The following is a 15,581-nucleotide window of genomic DNA, read 5'->3' on the forward strand; positions in this document are numbered from 1 at the left end:
AATCTTCCGATGATACTGGAGAAATCATGGCAACACGAATTGAATTTCACAAGCATGGTGGCCCTGAGGTGCTTCAGGCCGTGGACTTTACCCCTGCCGATCCCGCAGCAAACGAAATCCAGGTCGAAAACAAAGCGATCGGCATTAACTTTATTGATACCTATATTCGCAGTGGGCTCTATCCGCCCCCCGCGCTGCCCAGCGGTTTAGGGACCGAAGCTGCTGGCATCGTCAGCAAAGTCGGCAACGGCGTCCGTCATATTAAAGCAGGCGATCGCGTGGTGTATGCGCAGTCCGCACTCGGCGCCTACAGTTCGGTTCACAACGTACCGGCCGATAAAGCCGCTATCCTGCCTGACGCCATCTCTTACGAGCAGGCTGCCGCCTCTTTCCTGAAGGGACTAACCGTTTTTTATCTGCTGCGCAAAACTTACGAAATCAAGCCCGACGAACCGTTCCTGTTCCATGCGGCCGCTGGCGGCGTAGGGCTGATTGCCTGTCAGTGGGCGAAAGCGCTGGGCGCGAAACTGATTGGCACCGTTGGCAGCGCGCAAAAGGCACAGCGAGCGCTGGATGCCGGCGCATGGCAGGTGATTAACTATCGCGAAGAGAACATTGTCGAACGGGTTAAAGAGATAACCGGCGGCAAAAAAGTCCGCGTGGTGTATGACTCGGTCGGTAAGGATACCTGGGAAGCCTCACTGGACTGTCTGCAGCGTCGGGGGCTGATGGTCAGTTTTGGCAACGCGTCAGGCCCGGTGACCGGCGTGAACCTGGGGATTCTGAATCAGAAAGGTTCGCTATACGCCACGCGCCCTTCTCTTCAGGCCTACATCACCAACGCGGAAGAGTTGACCGAAGCCAGTAACGAACTGTTTTCGCTGATCGCCAGCGGCGTGATCAAAGTGGATGTGCCAGACCGTCAGAAATATCCGCTGAAAGAGGCACGGCGCGCGCATGAAGTGCTGGAGAGTCGGGCAACGCAGGGTTCGAGTTTGCTGATCCCTTGATTCCCTTGCTCCTGAAAGAAATTGGGCTTCCCATTGGGAAGCCCTTTCTTTTTTAGTTCGGCTGTATGTAGGGTACAGCTCGATGAATCTGTTAGTCGCGCAATACTGACAGATTTGGTAGTCAATTCCTATTTGGTTCTGACGCCAAAGTTACAGGTTGTGACGCATCCCTCACATCTTTAGTAACGCCAACGGTTATTGCGCTGATATTGTGGGATTTTTGGCGACTTAATCGCTTTAATCACCCACACCACCGCAACAGCCAACAGCAGCCACGGCAAGAGTTTGATCATCAGTGCAAACATGCCGCCAAGGAACATCACGAACGCGGCAACAACCAGCGCGGCCAGAATGCCCAATAGCGAGACGCCGGTGACCATCAGCATGATAAAGAAGCCAAGCACAAAAAGTAGTTCCAGCATGATGCTCTCCCATAATGAATTCCTGCCCAGACCATTACAAAAATCATGCCAAACTTAATTTCTTGATTTTTCAGCAAAATGCCCCGCAAAACTTTGCAGGGCGTGGTGAAATTGACTACTTTTTAGTGAAAATCTAACGCTTATCGGCCACCAGCTTCAGCGCATGCTCCAGCACATTAACATCGGCACCGGCTTTATGGGCGTTTTCGCTCAGGTAGCGACGCCACTGGCGCGCCCCCGGGATCCCCTGAAACAGCCCCAGCATGTGGCGCGTAATATGACCAAGATACGTGCCCTTGCTCAGTTCACGTTCGATATAAGGATACATGGCCCGCACCACCGTAACCGGATCGGCATCAGCAGTTGAGGAGCCAAATATTTCGCGATCGACAGCGGCCAGAATGCCAGGGTTCTGATAGGCTTCGCGCCCGACCATCACGCCGTCCATATGTTCAAGATGCGCCTTCGCCTGTTCCAGCGACGTAATGCCGCCATTAATGGACATCGTCAGCTGCGGGAAATCGCGTTTCAGTTGATATACACGCGGATAATCCAGCGGCGGGATTTCACGGTTTTCCTTCGGACTTAACCCGGAGAGCCAGGCCTTACGGGCGTGGATGATGAACATCTCGCACTCACCGCGGCCAGACACCGTATTGATAAAATCGCAAAGAAATTCATAGCTATCCTGGTCGTCAATACCAATGCGGGTTTTCACGGTCACCGGAATCGACACCACGTCACGCATCGCCTTCACGCAGTCTGCCACCAATTGTGCATTGCCCATCAGACAGGCGCCAAACATGCCATTTTGTACACGATCGGACGGACAGCCGACGTTGAGGTTGATCTCGTCGTAGCCGCGCGCTTCAGCCAGCTTCGCGCAGTGCGCCAACGCTGCCGGATCGCTGCCGCCTAGCTGCAGAGCGACCGGATGCTCTTCTTCGCTGTATGCCAGATAATCGCCTTTGCCATGAATAATCGCCCCCGTCGTCACCATCTCGGTATAGAGCAGCGTCTGGCGAGACAATAAGCGCAGGAAGTAGCGGCAGTGTCTGTCCGTCCAGTCGAGCATAGGCGCGATGGAAAAACGGTGAGCGGGAAAGGCAGATTGTGATTCTGGTGACATGGTGGTTTTTTGAGCATCCTGTAAATTGGGGGCGCTACTATAGCACAGGCAAAACCGGAGACGTAATGTCTCCGGTTATCCCCATCAGAACGTCACGCTGACCTGCGCGCCTGCGCCCCAGGTTTCGTCCTCGCCATACAGTCCCATCAAGTCAAGATGTACGCGGTTGAACGGGGCAAACCCGACGCCGCCGGTAAAGACGTTGCTGTCGTTATCTTTCACGTCAGCACGATAACCGGCACGCACGGCCAGCCAGTCGAGCGGCCGGACTTCAGCACCAACGCCGACATACTGTGAGTTTTCCTCGCTTTTGAAACCTTTGGTTTCGGTCAAATCACCGTCTGCACTCAGCGTCAGCAGCTCGTTTTGCCACGCCACACCGGCGGTGACCAGCGGGCGAATCTGGTACGTGTCTTTGTAGTTTCGCGTTTCACCCGTCATGCCGTGGGTGATAGTGATCGATTTGGTATCCAGATCGCGTGAAATGAGGTTCTGCCCGCTTATCCCCACCGTCCAGTGTTCACCAAAGTCCGCCGCAATCCCGGCGTCGACGTTAAAACCAGTGTCATCATTACGATAACGACTACTGTTCCAGTCGCTGCTGTCGTAGTTATAGATAGAGGTGGTGTAATTGTAGAGCCAGGTTTTTTGCAATTTTGGCGTAACGCCAATCGACACCGGCACATCGCCGAACGTAAACTGTCGGGCAACGGCGATACCATAATCTGAAACAATTGCCGCGCGTCCCGATGCCGTCGAGTTGAGGTGTTTGGTTATCTCATCTGAGCCTTCAATCGCCGCCTTCCCGGCTTCAACGAGCGCATAGGTATCGCTGCCCTCAATCCGGCGCAGATAGTCAATATCACCCTGATCAATGGATGAACTGACCCGTCCATGTGCATAGCCCTTCGCCACGAAAGCCAGGGAAAGCGTCTCATTGGGAATGCTCACCGCCAGTCCCGCCCCTGCATTGGCGCGTGCCGTTTTCCCTTTCAGGTATTCGAGTTCATCGGCAAGATCGCGTGCCGCGCCCTGAAACTGATTCAACACGCCGCGCGGGTTGAGCAAAACTTCCTGCGGCGTCAGATTATCAACCACCTCATCGTAGTAATCGATTTTGTCGCTGATCTCATCAATTTCATCCTGAAGATTATCTTTGTCGGTGATTTGTGCACCGACCGCCGGAAGAATCACGGTAACGCTGTCTTCAGGCTTCGCTTTCGCCAGCAACGCCGGGTTAATGAGAACCCCGCTACCATAATTTGCCGACGCCACGCCCGTTCCGCCCATCGCGTCGTTACGCGCTTCCGCCCAGGTATTCGCCGCGTTCGCCTGTTGGGAAACCAGGAACGAGACCGCAATTGCCACCACCGAAAAATTAAAATTTTTATTCACAGTAAACCTATTTTATTTGCAGGTGAAATAATGCCTCAGCCAGTATCAACGCGGCTGAGTAGGACTATTGCTGTGATAAAATGGGTGAAGATCACGCTATTCGCTCCATGCAGAACTTGCTGGAACGTTTTTATTATGTGACAGCCATCAATATGTATAGAAGAGAATGCGAAACAGGGAAAGATTAGCAGGCGATTTATCGTGCCGGCCTGGATCTCGGCGTTTCTCCCATAACATGATAAAGTGAGGGTTTTCTTACTTCACGCGATCCGAGGTGCCCAATGGAAAAGACCACAACGCAAGAGTTGCTGGCGCAAGCTGAAAAACTGTGCGCGCAACGCAATGTGCGCCTGACCCCACAGCGCCTTGAGGTGTTGCGTCTGATGAGCCTTCAGGAAGGCGCAATTAGCGCTTACGATCTGCTCGACCTGCTGCGTGAATCAGAACCGCAGGCCAAGCCGCCAACGGTCTATCGCGCACTTGATTTTCTGCTTGAACAAGGGTTTGTGCATAAGGTTGAATCCACCAACAGCTACGTGCTGTGTTACCTGTTCGATCAGCCAACTCATACTTCCGCGATGTTTATCTGCGACCGCTGTGGTGCGGTGAAAGAAGAGTGTGCGGAGGGCGTGGAAGATATTATGCATACGCTGGCGGCGAAGATGGGGTTTGCCCTGCGCCACAATGTAATTGAAGCACACGGATTATGCTCAGCCTGCGTGGAAGTGGAAGCCTGCCGTCACCCTGGCGAGTGTCAGCACGATCATTCGATTCAGGTTAAAAAGAAACCCCGTTAATGAAGTGGGCGGCATGCTATGCCGCCCGAAGCAAACAGAGGGGCTTACATCCTTGTACTCACGGGTATGAGGGTAGCTTACCACCGATAGTCGTTGCGTTTTTCCCAGCTATCGACCTCTTTCTCCGCCTGGTCTTTCTCGTAACCATAACGTTCCTGAATCTTACCGACCAGTTGATCACGCTTACCTTCAATGACTGTCATATCGTCATCGGTCAGTTTGCCCCACTGCTCTTTCACTTTACCTTTAAATTGTTTCCAGTTACCGCCGGCTTCGTCTTTATTCATCATAAAGTCCTCTTTATTAGGCTGTGAATAGTGAGAGTAAACCGCCCAACTGCGTTCGTTTTCTGCTGGACGTGAGATTAAGTGTAGTCAGAGATTCTAGGTTCAATTCACTATTCAGAATCTTTAACCATCACGAAGCCGAAAACCAGGTCCCATTCCGCCAGTGGCGCCGCCAGATCCAGGCTAATGACAGTCCGCGCAGCGCCAGGAAAACCGCCAGCGCCAGCCACAAACCGTGATTCCCCAACACGGGGAGGGTCAGCAAGGTCAGCGCAAACCCGGCAGCCGCGACCGCCATACTGTTACGCATTTCAGCCGCCCGCGTTGCACCGATAAACATACCATCCAGCAGATAGCACCAGACGCCGACCAACGGCAAAATCACTTGCCAGAGCAGATAGCGATCGGCCAGTTGCTGGATTTGCGGAAGTGATGTCAGCAGCGCGACGATCTGTTCGCCCGCGAGCAGATAAACCACTGAGAACAGCAGTGCGACAATACCTGACTGACGGCACGCCGCGCGCCAGACCTCCAGCAACTGACTGCCATCGCGGGCGCCATAGGCCTGACCGGAATGCGCCTCCACGGCGTAGGCAAAGCCATCCAGCGCATAGGCCGTAAACGTCAGCAACGTCATCAACACGGCGTTAACGGCGATGATATCGCTACCCAGTCTGGCCCCCAGCACGGTAATGGCACCAAAACAGAGTTGCAGCAGCAGCGAACGCAGCATGATGTCGCGATTAAGCGCCAGAAGGCGACGAAAGTTGCCGCGCCAGGCCTGCCTGAGCATGACGAGAGAGACGCCCCGCAAGTGCAAGACCTTACGCACCATCAACAAACCGATCAGCAACGTCGCATATTCCGCAATCACCGTCGCCAGTGCGGCCCCCTGCACGTTCATATGCAGCCCCATTACCAGCCAGAGGTCGAGCACAATGTTCAGGATATTGCCGACAATCAGCAGGATCACTGGCGCACGCGCGTATTGCACGCCCAGTAACCAACCGAGCAGAACCAGATTCGCCAGTGACGCCGGCGCGCTCAGCCAGCGAATGGCCAGGAATCGCCTCGCCTGTTCCAGCACCGCTTCGCTGCCGCCGACAATGTGTAGCGCCAGGTCGATAATCGGCGTGCGGAAGATAGCAATCAATGTCCCTGCGCCCAAAGCCAGGATCAGCGGTTGCACCAGAGCCCTCGCCAGCGCCTGAGGATTCTTCGCGCCGAATGCCTGCGCCGTCAGCCCGGTGGTGCTCATCCGTAAGAAGAGCAGTAGCATGAACAGAAAGCTGGTTGCGGTTGCGCCCACCGCCACACCGCCGAGATAGACGGGGCTGTCCAGGTGACCAATGACCGCCGTATCCACCAGTCCCAGCAGCGGAACGGTGATATTGGAGAAAATCATCGGTAAGGCGAGGCGCCAGAGTGCTTTGTCAGCAGAAACAAAAAAAGGCATGGAGACGAGCCTGAGAAGAGGTCATAACGAGAATGGTGAGAGTGCCGGATAACGACGTAAACGCCTTATCCGGCCTAAAGAAGTACTACAGCCATTCACCATTACGGATGACGCCAACGGCCAGTCCTTCGATGGTAAAATTCTGTTCGCGAAGGTCAACCAGGATTGGTTTAAATTCGCTGTTTTCGGGCAGCAGTTCAACTTTATTGCCCTGTTTTTTCAGGCGCTTGACCGTCACTTCATCGTCGATACGCGCTACAACCACCTGACCGTTACGCACGTCCTGGGTTTTGTGTACCGCCAGCAGATCGCCATCCATAATGCCGATGTCTTTCATCGACATTCCGCTGACGCGCAGCAGGAAATCGGCGTTCGGCTTAAACAAAGATGGATCCACCTGATAATGGCCTTCAATGTGCTGCTGCGCCAGCAGCGGCTCGCCCGCCGCAACGCGACCGATGAGCGGTAACCCTTCCTCTTCTTCCTGCAGCAGTCGAATGCCGCGAGAAGCACCGGAGACGATTTCAATCGCCCCTTTACGTGCCAGCGCCTTCAGGTGTTCTTCAGCCGCGTTTGGGGAACGGAACCCCAAACGCTGTGCGATCTCCGCACGCGTCGGTGGCATACCTGTCTGGCTGATGTGATCCCGAATGAGATCAAACACCTCTTGTTGCCTGGCCGTTAACGCTTTCATTCCGCCCCCTGGGTGTATATACAGTTATGCTGTGAGTATATACAGCTAAAGGTGATTTTGGAACCACAAACTACACATTCGACAGCAGATTTAGCCGGTTATGGAATCAGGGTCGAAAAACGTTAGCGAAAATGTGGCCACAACAGGAGTCCCCAGGTGATCAGCGCCACAATGATAGAAAGCAGTACCGCCGCCGACCCCATATCTTTTGCGCGACCAGAAAGTTCGTGATAATCAGAGCCGATACGGTCCACTACCGCCTCGATGGCGCTGTTCAGGATTTCAACAATCATGACCAGCATGACAGAGCCTATCAGCAGAACGCGCGTAATGGCATCCACGTCCAGCCAGCAGGCGATAGCCACGGCCAGCAGCGCCGCCACGCTTTCCTGACGGAACGCGGCCTCGTTAATCCACGCGGCGCGAAAACCTTTCCAGGAATAGCCTGCAGCTTTGATAATTCGGGTGAATCCAGTGGTATTATTAGCCATTAAAAGAACCTTTTTGCATTATTGGCGTCAATGACATTGTCTTGTTAACTCATGTAATTCGAGTTAGGGCAACGCGGCGCGAAGTATGACGGGATAGACCAGAAATTCACATGACTTTCTGATATCCTTGCAACGCAATTGCATTATTAACCAGAGGCTTTACATCGTTTATGTCCGGCTGGCCACGAATTTACTACAAAATCCTGAATTTACCATTAAGTGTACTGGTAAAAAGCAAGTCTATTCCGGCAGATCCTGCCCCGGAATTGGGACTCGACACCTCTCGCCCAATTATGTACGTTTTGCCGTACAACTCCAAAGCGGACTTGCTGACGCTGCGCGCGCAATGTCTGGCGCACGATCTCCCCGACCCGTTAGAACCGCTGGAGATCGATGGCACACAGTTGCCACGCTATGTGTTCATTCACGGCGGACCGCGTGTCTTCACCTATTACACGCCGAAAGAAGAGTCCATCAAGCTGTTCCATAACTATCTCGACCTGCATCGCAGCAATCCGGATCTGGATGTGCAAATGGTGCCGGTGTCGGTGATGTTTGGACGTTCTCCGGGTCGTGAAAAGGGCGAGGTTAACCCGCCGCTGCGCATGCTTAATGGCATTCAGAAATTCTTTGCCGTCTCCTGGCTTGGCCGCGACAGCTTTGTCCGCTTCTCGCCTTCCGTCTCTCTGCGCCGAATGGCCGATGAGCACGGCACGGATAAAACCATTGCGCAGAAACTGGCTCGCGTGGCGCGTATGCACTTCGCCCGTCAGCGCCTGGCCGCGGTGGGGCCGCGTCTACCTGCGCGTCAGGATCTCTTCAACAAGCTTCTGGCCTCCAAAGCGATTGCCCGCGCGGTGGAAGACGAAGCGCGCAGCAAGAAAATCTCCCATGAAAAGGCGCAGCAAAACGCCATTGCGCTGATGGAAGAGATCGCCGCCAACTTCTCTTACGAGATGATTCGCCTGACCGACCGTATTCTGGGCTTCACCTGGAACCGGCTGTATCAGGGGATTAACGTTCACAACGCAGAACGCGTTCGCCAACTGGCGCACGACGGGCACGAAATTGTTTATGTTCCCTGCCACCGCAGCCACATGGACTACCTGCTGCTCTCCTACGTGCTCTATCACCAGGGGCTGGTGCCGCCGCACATCGCTGCAGGTATCAACCTGAACTTCTGGCCGGCAGGCCCGATCTTCCGCCGCCTGGGCGCGTTCTTTATTCGTCGTACCTTTAAGGGCAATAAGCTCTATTCCACGGTTTTCCGTGAGTATCTGGGCGAACTGTTCAGCCGCGGCTACTCGGTTGAATACTTTGTCGAAGGTGGTCGTTCCCGTACCGGCCGTTTGCTGGACCCAAAAACTGGCACGCTGTCGATGACCATCCAGGCGATGCTGCGCGGCGGCACCCGTCCGATCACCCTGGTGCCGATTTACATCGGTTACGAGCACGTGATGGAAGTGGGAACCTATGCCAAAGAGCTGCGCGGCGCGACCAAAGAGAAAGAGAGCCTGCCGCAGATGCTGCGTGGCCTGAGCAAGCTGCGTAATCTCGGTCAGGGCTACGTCAACTTTGGCGAGCCAATGCCATTGATGACCTACCTGAATCACCACGTGCCGGAGTGGCGCGAGTCTATCGATCCGATCGAAGCCGTGCGTCCAGCCTGGCTGACGCCGACGGTAAACGGGATTGCGGCGGAGCTGATGGTGCGTATTAACAATGCGGGTGCGGCGAACGCCATGAACCTGTGCTGCACCGCGCTGTTAGCGTCTCGCCAGCGTTCGCTGACCCGCGAACAATTGACCGAGCAGCTCAACTGTTACCTGGATCTGATGCGCAACGTGCCGTATTCCTCTGATTCGACCGTGCCGTCTGTCAACGCCAGCGATCTTATCGATCACGCGTTGCAGATGAACAAATTCGAAGTCGAGAAGGATACCATTGGCGATATCATCATTCTGCCGCGCGAGCAGGCGGTCCTGATGACCTACTATCGCAATAACATCGCGCATATGCTGGTGCTACCGTCACTGATGGCGGCGATCGTCACCCAGCATCGTCATATTTCCCGCGAAGCGTTGCTGCAACACGTTGACGTGCTCTACCCGATGCTGAAAGCCGAGCTGTTCCTGCGCTGGGAGCGCGATGAGTTGGCAGACGTGATTGATGCGCTGACGGCTGAAATGCAGCGTCAGGGGCTGATTACCGTTCAGGATGATGAACTGCATATCAATCCGGCTCATTCCCGTACGCTGCAACTGCTGGCCGCGGGTGCGCGCGAAACGCTGCAGCGTTATGCCATCACCTTCTGGCTGCTGAGCGCTAACCCGTCGATCAACCGCGGGACGCTGGAGAAAGAAAGCCGCACCGTGGCGCAGCGTCTGTCTGTGCTGCACGGTATTAACGCGCCGGAATTCTTCGACAAGGCGGTGTTCAGCTCACTGGTGCTGACTCTGCGTGACGAGGGTTACATCAGCGATACCGGCGATGCGGAGCCGGACGAAACGATGAAGGTGTATCAGATGTTGGCGGAACTCATCACGTCGGATGTACGCCTCACCATCGAAAGCGCGACGCAGAGCGAGTAAAGAAAAAGCCGGTCAAGATGACCGGCTTTTTTATGTTAGATTGCCGGATGGCGGCGTTCCGCCTGATCCGGCCTACATCGGCTTACGGTTTGGTAGGCCCGATAAGCGCAGCGCCACCGGGCAAGATGCTTTATAAGTGCCAGTAGCTCATTGCCAGACCGATAAACAACACCAGCCCGACGTAGTTATTGTTCATGAATGCTTTAAAGCAGGCCTCGCGTTCGCGGTTGGCAATCAGTTTCTGTTGATAAACAAACAGCGCGCCCGCGACCAGCACAGACCAGTAATAACCCAGCCCCAGACCGTTCAGCCAGCCAATCAGCGCCATCAGCGCCAGCACCGCCACCTGCAAGATACCGATAATCAGCTTGTCATGTTCGCCAAACAGAATGGCCGTCGATTTAATGCCGATTTTCAGATCGTCATCGCGATCAACCATCGCGTACTGCGTGTCGTAGGCCACCGCCCACAAGATATTGGCCAGGAACATCAGCCAGCAGCTCAAGGGTACCGACTCACTCACCGCCGCGAAGGCCATCGGGATCGACCAGCCAAACGCCGCCCCCAGCACTACCTGCGGCAGGTGGGTGTAGCGCTTCATAAACGGATAGACCCACGCCAGCGCCAGTGCTGCAACCGACAGCAATATGGTCATGGTGTTGAGCGTTAATACCAACAGAAAAGCGAGCAGTACCAGCACCACAAACAGCGTCCGGGCTTCTTTCTCCGTCACTGCGCCGCTAGGTAATGGGCGGTTCGCCGTGCGTTTTACGTGTCCGTCAAATTTTCGATCGGCATAGTCATTAACCACGCATCCGGCGGCACGCATCAGCCAGACCCCGGCGACAAACACCGCAAGGATCCACCCTTGAGGGACGCCAGGGGTCGCTACCCACAGAGCCCACAGCGTCGGCCAGAGCAGCAGTAAGGCGCCGATGGGCTTATCCGTACGCATCAAGCGGTGAAACGCCAGCAGCTTATTTTGCGTCAGACTCCACTCCATTTTATTTTCCTCTTAGTACAACGGCGATGCAGGTAAAAACAGTTCGGTCAGCATTAGCGGCTTACCGCTCAGTCGCAGGCGGGAACGACGTCCCCACAGCCCGGCATCACAACCAATCTCAATAAAATCTCGGGTCAACGTCGATGATGTAAACAGATAACGCCCCAGCGGGGTTTTGCCTAAGTGTTGTAAGGCCAGTTCGGGGCCGGACAGCGTGGATTCAGGCACCACGGTGCGTCCAGCCAGCCAGGGTTCATCATCGGCACAGAGCAGGATTTCACGCAGCCAGTAGCGGGATTCTTTTGGCAGTCGCGTCAGCTCTTCCACCACCTCATTTTGACCGACAAATCCCTCCCTGATCAGGGTCACAGTGACCCGTTTTCCCTGTTGTTCAAAACGTTTTGTCATGGAATCTTCCAGTAGCAGCCAGTCGAGCTGTTCTGGATCCAGGGCGGGAATCTCTTCAAAATAGCGCAGCGCACGCAGTTGCGTTAACGCGGGGTGTGACATGCCTGACTCTCCGTTTCATAACTGAAAGGCATTGTATCGCAGAAAAGCGCTTACGGAAGATGGAAACATAATTAAGTGATCTGTTACGCAACAGAAACGTAACAAGTCGCAGGAAATGCTAAAAAAAAGGTGCGCCAGTTGACGCACCAGTTGTTGCAAATCAGCAATGTGGGGAGAAATTACCCCTTGCCTTTTACACTGCTGATAAAGGTGGAACGGGCAGAAGTTGATCCCAGACGTTCAGCTTCATCAAGCAGTTTCAGCGCTTTATCAACGTCACCTTTCGCGACGGCGTCTTTAATCGCTTTGTTAAAGTAGCTTTCGGTGTCGTTCAACATCGGCTCGCTTTTCTTCGCGGGCGCAGGTGCAACCACCGGCGCGGCAGCAGGTGCAGCATAGGTCGGCGCAGGAGCGGCGGTATTGCCCACCGTCACCGGACCCGGGCCGGAAGAACCAAACAATGGCCCCACCAGCACGCTGGAACTGCTGCTGGTTTTCACTTTCAGCTTCAGCAGACCGTCGGTGGTATGGCGGGCGATCGGATCCGGAATATCCGGCACCGAGTTACCCACGCCTTTGGCGTAGGCTTTCGCTGGATCGAGCAGTTTGGTGGTCTGCTGAAGATCTTTCTCGGTCGTAAAGACCAGAACATAAAGCTTCTGCTGGCCCAGCGCTGGCGTCAGGCGCATCACCCCTTCCAGACGATCCGCGCTCATCACGCCCGGTTCCTGGTAGGTGAAATAGCTGCTGGGGAAGAACGCAGAAGGCGTCATGTTCTGATCGAGAATCAGGACGTTGGGCGCGAAGACGCTGGTTTGTTTGTTCACTTCGCTGGTGAGCGTTATGTTTAGCTCCCCTATGTTCGCCGGTACGCTGTAAGCGGCAACCGGACCGGAGATGCCCGCGACATCAAGACGCTGACCGCCGGTCGAAAGCTGTGTGGTTTGCGTGTTGGACTGGTCAACCGGCGTCCAGGTTAACTGCTGGAGTGCCGCCGTCGGAATCGTCGGTGCAGCGCTGGTATTCTGTGGAACGTAATTCACGTCAGCCAGGCTGATGCCCGGCGCACTGGCAACTAACCCTGCGGATAAACAAAGGGCGACGAGACTTTTCTTCATTTTCATTGTTATCACCTCAGAAAGCGTGGGTTCAGCGGTGGCCAGGCAATAGCGCGCTAAACCGCGAGAAACAGAGGGGCTTACGCCCCTCGCTACGTCAGGTTAGTGCCGGATTACCACCAGATTTCCATCTGAGCACCGAAGGACCACTCATCGTTGTCGCCACGGCTGTAGGTGCGCGCGCTGGTATCGCTGTAGGCGATGCCGTTGTCGTAACCCCATTTCTCATCCCACTTCGCGTAGGTCGCGAAGACACGAATAGCCGGGCGGGACCAGATGCTGTCGCCAGCCTGCCACTGTTGCGCCAGGGTAATTTTGTACTGGTTGTTGGTGTCGTCGGTACGCTGAGACTTCACGTTGTCGTAGCCGATTTCCATCAGGGTGCTCATGATCGGTGTCCATTTGAACATCGGACGCACACCGACGGTGTACCAGGTTGAACCGTTGTTATCGTCACGGTCGATATCCTGATACATACCGACGTACATCAGGTCCCAACGGTCGCCCAGAGAGATAGCACCGTGGTCGAGGATACGCACCAGACTACCGTTGTTGTTGATTTCGTTGTTAACGACGCCAATTTCCGTATCTGGGTTGTAGTTGTTACCCGTGAAGGAGCCCTGCGGGATCCCTTTACCCTGAGTCGTCATTGCGTCGGTAGCGTACTGAACGACAAACTTGTTGTAGCCTTTCAGCATGCTTTGCGTGTGTTCAGCGGTGAACATCCAGCCGTCTTTAGTGGCACCGTCGGCATAGCTGTAACCGTCAGTTTTGTTCGCACGACCGTAGTCAACACCCAGTTCCAGCACGCCGTCCGGGTTCGTTTCCAGACCGGCTAAACGCACGTCGAAAACGTCGTTCGCCGTGTCTTTGTAACGGTCATAGATATCATTGCTGCTGAAGATGTAAGAGCCGCCGGCTTCCTGAGAACGGGTGGCGGCCAGAGACAGTTTACCGAAGCCCAGATCGATATTTTCGATACCGGCGCCAGGACCTGAAATATCCCAGTAGTAGAAGTCGATCATGTGAACGTCATGACGCTGATAGAAGCGCTTACCTGCCCAGATGGTGGAGCCAGGCAGCCAGTCGATCAGGTTTTTACCCTGTACGTTCGCTTCACGGAATGCCGGGTCGGTGGCTTCCCAGTCATTCTGCTGTGCCACGGAGTAGGCAACGTTGGTGTCAAAATAGAAGCTCTTATCGCCCTCTTTCCAGACTTCCTGGCCCAGTTTAAGTTCCGCGTACGTTTCACATTCGTTGCCAAGACGGTATTTACTTTGAGCACCGGTTGCCTGGAAACATTGTTGTTCGCCGCCACTACCCGTCCAGCCGATACCGGAACGAGCATAACCATGGAAATCCACTGCCATTGCCTGAACAGACATAATGCCTGCTGCGACGGCAACCGCCAGGGGGAGTTTGCGCAGAGTAATCATCATTCTATCTCCTGAGATCATTGCTTTTCTTTGCACGCTTCACCGTAGGGTTTTGCGCTTTTTTTTAATGGGACACCTTAAACACCGGGCTCTTTATGCAACCGACGACATGCGGTGCCATCTTCACGGAACAGATGACAACGCTCTGGCGGCAGGCCAATAGCGAATGTGGCGCCCTCTTCTACCAACACCACGTCGTTCTGGCGGTACACCAGGTTTTGACGAATGGCGGGGATCTGAATATGAATCTGTGTTTCGTGACCAAGCTGTTCGACGACCTGAACCTCGCCTTCCAGCGTGACATCGGCGATATCACTGGGCAGCAAATGCTCCGGACGAATACCTAACGACATATTTACGCCGACCTGCACATCACGGCTGTCGACCGGTAGCCAGACGTGCTGACGGTTCGGCAGTTCCACTTGCACCTGGTCGATGGCGGTTGCGGTGACTTTCACCGGCAGGAAGTTCATCTTCGGTGAACCAATAAAACCCGCGACGAAGCGGTCTGCCGGGTAGTGATACAGTTCCAGCGGCTTGCCAATCTGCGCGACGCGACCGGCATCCAGCACCACGATTTTGTCGGCCAGCGTCATCGCTTCGACCTGATCGTGGGTGACGTAGATCATCGTGCGACCCAGGCGTTTATGCAGACGGGAGATTTCGATACGCATCTGCACGCGCAGCGCGGCATCAAGGTTGGAGAGGGGTTCATCGAGCAGGAACACACGCGGTTCCGCCACCAACGTACGGCCAATCGCCACGCGCTGGCGCTGTCCCCCAGAAAGGGCTTTCGGTTTACGCTCCAGCAGATGCGCCAGTTGCAGCACTTCGGCAACCTGGTTAACACGCTGATTCATTACCTCTTTTTTCGCGCCCGCCAGTTTCAGGCCAAACGACATATTTTCGGCAACGGATAAATGGGGGTAGAGCGCGTAGGACTGGAAGACCATCCCGACGCCACGTTCCGCAGGGGGGATATCGTTCATGCGGGTTTCCCCAATATAGAGGTCTCCGCTGGTAATCGTTTCAAGTCCGGCAATCATACGGAGCAGGGTCGATTTGCCGCAGCCTGACGGTCCAACAAACACCACGAATTCCCCTTCGTGAATGTCGAGATTGATATCTTTCGATACCACCACATCACCCCAGGCTTTCGTTACATTTCGCAGCTGTACGCTCGCCATGCCTTCTCCCTTCGTTACAACCTGTCATTGACAGCAACATTCATGATGGCCCGAC

The 15,581-nt window shown here is 54.8% G+C and carries 15 protein-coding genes; 3 read left to right on the forward strand and 12 right to left on the reverse strand.

The annotated features are described in order from the left end of the window. Nucleotides 1-26: 26 nt before the first annotated feature. On the forward strand, nt 27-1,010 hold the full coding sequence (locus tag HVX64_RS21200; protein WP_044257369.1) for a quinone oxidoreductase: 984 nt from the start codon (nt 27-29) through the stop codon (nt 1,008-1,010). Between the two features lie 179 nt (nt 1,011-1,189). On the opposite strand, the gene pspG is transcribed toward HVX64_RS21200, so the two are convergent. From pspG to traF, 3 genes are all read right to left on the reverse strand, one after another. Further along, nucleotides 1,190-1,432, reverse strand: coding sequence for an envelope stress response protein PspG (gene pspG / locus HVX64_RS21205; protein WP_044257370.1), 243 nt, complete (start codon nt 1,430-1,432; stop codon nt 1,190-1,192). A gap of 133 nt (nt 1,433-1,565) precedes the next feature. Then, a complete protein-coding gene (gene dusA, locus HVX64_RS21210; RefSeq protein ID WP_042999037.1) occupies nt 1,566-2,561 on the reverse strand; it encodes a tRNA dihydrouridine(20/20a) synthase DusA in 996 nt (331 codons plus the stop codon). 84 nt (nt 2,562-2,645) lie between these two features. Further along, nucleotides 2,646-3,956 (reverse strand): conjugal transfer protein TraF, encoded by a 1,311-nt coding sequence (gene traF, locus HVX64_RS21215; RefSeq protein WP_044253349.1) that lies wholly within the window; start codon nt 3,954-3,956, stop codon nt 2,646-2,648. Between the two features lie 281 nt (nt 3,957-4,237). Between traF and zur the strand changes: the two genes are divergently transcribed. Next, nucleotides 4,238-4,753 carry a zinc uptake transcriptional repressor Zur gene (gene zur, locus HVX64_RS21220; protein WP_042321076.1) on the forward strand — a complete coding sequence of 172 codons (516 nt, stop codon included), beginning with the start codon at nt 4,238-4,240 and terminating at the stop codon, nt 4,751-4,753. Nucleotides 4,754-4,830: 77 nt separating this feature from the next. Here the strand turns inward: zur and HVX64_RS21225 are convergent, their stop codons facing one another. From HVX64_RS21225 to HVX64_RS21240, 4 genes are all read right to left on the reverse strand, one after another. Next, entirely contained in the window at nt 4,831-5,040 is a 210-nt protein-coding gene (locus tag HVX64_RS21225; protein WP_043001802.1) for a CsbD family protein, read from the reverse strand. 130 nt (nt 5,041-5,170) lie between these two features. Continuing rightward, the gene (gene dinF / locus HVX64_RS21230) at nt 5,171-6,496 is read right to left on the reverse strand and encodes an MATE family efflux transporter DinF (protein WP_044253354.1); all 1,326 of its coding nucleotides are present in this window, start codon (nt 6,494-6,496) and stop codon (nt 5,171-5,173) included. Nucleotides 6,497-6,581: 85 nt separating this feature from the next. Next, a complete protein-coding gene (lexA, locus tag HVX64_RS21235; RefSeq protein WP_042321072.1) occupies nt 6,582-7,190 on the reverse strand; it encodes a transcriptional repressor LexA in 609 nt (202 codons plus the stop codon). Between the two features lie 122 nt (nt 7,191-7,312). After that, a complete protein-coding gene (locus tag HVX64_RS21240) occupies nt 7,313-7,681 on the reverse strand; it encodes a diacylglycerol kinase (protein ID WP_042999034.1) in 369 nt (122 codons plus the stop codon). Between the two features lie 170 nt (nt 7,682-7,851). Between HVX64_RS21240 and plsB the strand changes: the two genes are divergently transcribed. Beyond that, a complete protein-coding gene (gene plsB, locus HVX64_RS21245) occupies nt 7,852-10,272 on the forward strand; it encodes a glycerol-3-phosphate 1-O-acyltransferase PlsB (protein ID WP_044253357.1) in 2,421 nt (806 codons plus the stop codon). 130 nt (nt 10,273-10,402) lie between these two features. On the opposite strand, the gene ubiA is transcribed toward plsB, so the two are convergent. The 5 genes from ubiA to malK form a co-directional block, all read right to left on the reverse strand. Further along, nucleotides 10,403-11,275 carry a 4-hydroxybenzoate octaprenyltransferase gene (ubiA, locus tag HVX64_RS21250; protein ID WP_044253361.1) on the reverse strand — a complete coding sequence of 291 codons (873 nt, stop codon included), beginning with the start codon at nt 11,273-11,275 and terminating at the stop codon, nt 10,403-10,405. Between the two features lie 12 nt (nt 11,276-11,287). After that, a complete protein-coding gene (gene ubiC, locus HVX64_RS21255; protein WP_042999031.1) occupies nt 11,288-11,785 on the reverse strand; it encodes a chorismate lyase in 498 nt (165 codons plus the stop codon). Between the two features lie 179 nt (nt 11,786-11,964). Further along, nucleotides 11,965-12,909, reverse strand: a complete 945-nt coding sequence (gene malM / locus HVX64_RS21260) for a maltose operon protein MalM (RefSeq protein ID WP_044253364.1) — start codon at nt 12,907-12,909, stop codon at nt 11,965-11,967. A 107-nt stretch (nt 12,910-13,016) separates the two neighbouring features. Continuing rightward, nucleotides 13,017-14,342, reverse strand: coding sequence for a maltoporin (locus tag HVX64_RS21265; RefSeq protein WP_042999029.1), 1,326 nt, complete (start codon nt 14,340-14,342; stop codon nt 13,017-13,019). Nucleotides 14,343-14,416: 74 nt separating this feature from the next. Beyond that, complete coding sequence (gene malK / locus HVX64_RS21270) at nt 14,417-15,526, reverse strand: maltose/maltodextrin ABC transporter ATP-binding protein MalK (RefSeq protein ID WP_042321056.1); 1,110 nt, start codon at nt 15,524-15,526, stop codon at nt 14,417-14,419. Nucleotides 15,527-15,581 lie beyond the last annotated feature (55 nt).

Source organism: Citrobacter sp. RHB20-C16 (assembly GCF_013890155.1).
In the GTDB taxonomy this organism is placed as follows: domain Bacteria; phylum Pseudomonadota; class Gammaproteobacteria; order Enterobacterales; family Enterobacteriaceae; genus Citrobacter_A; species Citrobacter_A amalonaticus.

Excerpts from the sequence above, each read along its gene's own strand:
- lexA (WP_042321072.1), bottom strand. The coding sequence starts at position 7,190 with ATGAAAGCGTTAACGGCCAGGCAACAAGAGGTGTTTGATCTCATTCGG.
- HVX64_RS21200 (WP_044257369.1), top strand. The coding sequence starts at position 27 with ATGGCAACACGAATTGAATTTCACAAGCATGGTGGCCCTGAGGTGCTT.
- HVX64_RS21265 (WP_042999029.1), bottom strand. The coding sequence starts at position 14,342 with ATGATGATTACTCTGCGCAAACTCCCCCTGGCGGTTGCCGTCGCAGCA.
- ubiA (WP_044253361.1), bottom strand. The coding sequence starts at position 11,275 with ATGGAGTGGAGTCTGACGCAAAATAAGCTGCTGGCGTTTCACCGCTTG.
- malM (WP_044253364.1), bottom strand. The coding sequence starts at position 12,909 with ATGAAAATGAAGAAAAGTCTCGTCGCCCTTTGTTTATCCGCAGGGTTA.
- ubiC (WP_042999031.1), bottom strand. The coding sequence starts at position 11,785 with ATGTCACACCCCGCGTTAACGCAACTGCGTGCGCTGCGCTATTTTGAA.
- plsB (WP_044253357.1), top strand. The coding sequence starts at position 7,852 with ATGTCCGGCTGGCCACGAATTTACTACAAAATCCTGAATTTACCATTA.
- malK (WP_042321056.1), bottom strand. The coding sequence starts at position 15,526 with ATGGCGAGCGTACAGCTGCGAAATGTAACGAAAGCCTGGGGTGATGTG.
- dinF (WP_044253354.1), bottom strand. The coding sequence starts at position 6,496 with ATGCCTTTTTTTGTTTCTGCTGACAAAGCACTCTGGCGCCTCGCCTTA.
- dusA (WP_042999037.1), bottom strand. The coding sequence starts at position 2,561 with ATGTCACCAGAATCACAATCTGCCTTTCCCGCTCACCGTTTTTCCATC.
- HVX64_RS21225 (WP_043001802.1), bottom strand. The coding sequence starts at position 5,040 with ATGAATAAAGACGAAGCCGGCGGTAACTGGAAACAATTTAAAGGTAAA.
- pspG (WP_044257370.1), bottom strand. The coding sequence starts at position 1,432 with ATGCTGGAACTACTTTTTGTGCTTGGCTTCTTTATCATGCTGATGGTC.
- zur (WP_042321076.1), top strand. The coding sequence starts at position 4,238 with ATGGAAAAGACCACAACGCAAGAGTTGCTGGCGCAAGCTGAAAAACTG.
- HVX64_RS21240 (WP_042999034.1), bottom strand. The coding sequence starts at position 7,681 with ATGGCTAATAATACCACTGGATTCACCCGAATTATCAAAGCTGCAGGC.